Source organism: Streptomyces sp. NPDC058964 (assembly GCF_042741275.1).
In the GTDB taxonomy this organism is placed as follows: Bacteria; Actinomycetota; Actinomycetes; order Streptomycetales; family Streptomycetaceae; genus Streptomyces.
The window spans coordinates 52,104-54,227 of the sequence record NZ_JBHYKH010000007.1; the positions used below are offsets into that span (position 1 = coordinate 52,104).

Sequence of the window (2,124 nt, forward strand, 5' to 3'; positions counted from 1 at the left end):
CGTGGCGGCGTTGTCCGTGGTGGGCGCCGCCGTCCTTCCCCGCGGCCGTGGGGCGCCGCCCAAACCCCCCCGCCCCGGGGGGGCGGCCGGCGGGGGGCCCTATCGCGGGCGCCCCCGACGCCTACGCCGAGATCGTGCGGCGGATCATCAAGGACGAGATCGGCACCGGCGAGGGCGCCAACTTCGTCGTGAAGCGGACGTTCGTCGCCGACATCGGCGACTACTCGGTCGGCGCCGCGCTGCGCCTGTTCCGGCGGCTGCTGGAGCGCGAGTCGGGCGCGTACTGGACGTTCGTCGTGCACACGGGCGAGCGCACGCTCGTCGGAGCCTCGCCCGAGCGCCATGTGAGCGTGGCCGGCGGCCGGGCCGTGATGAACCCCATCAGCGGCACCTACCGCTACCCCGACTCGGGGCCCACGCTGCCCGGCGTCATGGACTTCCTCGCCGACCGCAAGGAGACCGACGAGCTGTACATGGTCGTCGACGAGGAACTGAAGATGATGGCCCGGGTGTGCGAGAACGGCGGCAGCGTCGTCGGGCCGTACCTCAAGGAGATGGCGCGGCTCGCGCACACCGAGTACTTCATCGAGGGCCACACCACCCGCGACCCGCGCGAGGTGCTGCACGAGACCCTGTTCGCGCCGACCGTCACCGGCTCCCCGCTGGAGAGCGCCTGCAAGGTGATCGAGCGGTACGAACCCGAGGGCCGCGGCTACTACAGCGGTGTCCTGGCGCTCATCGGCCGGGACGAGCAGGGCGGCCGCACCCTCGACTCGGCGATCCTCATCCGGACCGCCGACATCGACGCGAACGGCCGTATGCGCATCGGCGTCGGGGCCACCCTCGTACGCCACTCCGACCCGCTGTCCGAGGTCGCCGAGACCCGCGCCAAGGCCTCTGGCCTGCTGGCCGCACTCGGCGAGCGGGGCCCGCGCAGGTTCGGCTCCCACCCCTCGGTACGGGCGGCGCTGGACGGGCGCAACTCGGGCCTGGCCGGCTTCTGGCTGGCGCCGGACGCGGAACGGCAGCGCGGTACGGGGCTGCTCGACGGGCGGCGGGTGCTCGTGGTCGACGCCGAGGACACGTTCACGGCGATGATCGGGCACCAGCTGCGGGCTCTGGGAGCAGTGGTGACGGTCCGACGGTTCGACGAGCCGTACGCCTTCGACGCCCACGACCTGGTGGTGATGGGACCGGGGCCGGGCGACCCGCGGGAGGGCGGTCACCCGAAGATCGCGCATCTGCGTTCGGCGGTGGACACCCTGCTCGCCGAGCGGCGGCCGTTCGCGGCCGTGTGCCTGAGCCACCAGGTGCTCAGCCTGCGGCTCGGCCTGCCGCTGGTGCGCCGCGACCAGCCGAACCAGGGCGTGCAGCGGGAGATCGACCTGTTCGGGCGCCAGGAACGCGTCGGCTTCTACAACACCTTCGCCGCCCGCAGCGCCGGGACCCGGATCGAGGTGGCCGGCGTCGGCACGGTCGAGGTCAGCCGCGACCCGGTCACCCGTGAGGTGCACGCCCTGCGCGGGCCCGGGTTCCGCTCGATGCAGTTCCACGCGGAGTCGGTGCTCACGGAGGACGGGATGCGCATCCTCGGCGACGCGCTGGGCGCTCTCGTCGGGGAGCCGGCGGAGCAGGCCGTATGAGCGGGGGTGCGGGGCTCAAGGCGACCGTGGTCTGGTGGGACCTGGCCGGGACGGGCCGGACGATCGAGTCGCTGCGGGAGTTCCTGCGCGAGGAGGCCGTCGACCGGTTCGCCCGGGTGGAAGGACTCCGGCTGAAGTTCTGGATCTCCGACCCCGCCGGCGACCGGTGGGGTGCGGTGCTGCTGTGGGAGTCGGCCGAGGCCGCCGCCGCGCCGCTGCCCGCGCGGGCAGCCGAGCTGATCGGGCGGCCGCCGGCGCAGCGGACGCTGTTCGACGTCGAGGCGACCGTCGAGGGCGTGCACACGCTGCCGGCCCTGGCCGGGCACGGACTGGCCCTGGAGTCGCCCGAACCCCTGGAGTCCACGGCGCCGTGACACCCTCCGCGGGCCCGCCCCCCCCGCCCCCCCCCCGGGGGGGGGGGGGGGGGGGGGGGGCGGGGGGGGCGGGGGGGGCGCCGGGGCCGCGGGGGGGGCGGCGCGCC

At 75.1% G+C, this 2,124-nt stretch carries 2 protein-coding genes; both read left to right on the plus strand.

Annotated elements, in window-relative coordinates:
- Positions 1-1,643, plus strand: a 1,643-nt coding sequence (locus tag ACFW2E_RS01860; RefSeq protein WP_384459803.1) for an anthranilate synthase family protein, incomplete at its 5' end; no start/stop codon positions are given.
- On the plus strand, positions 1,640-2,017 hold the full coding sequence (locus ACFW2E_RS01865) for a hypothetical protein (RefSeq protein WP_384459806.1): 378 nt from the start codon (positions 1,640-1,642) through the stop codon (positions 2,015-2,017). The genes ACFW2E_RS01860 and ACFW2E_RS01865, both read left to right, overlap by 4 nt.
- Positions 2,018-2,124 lie beyond the last annotated feature (107 nt).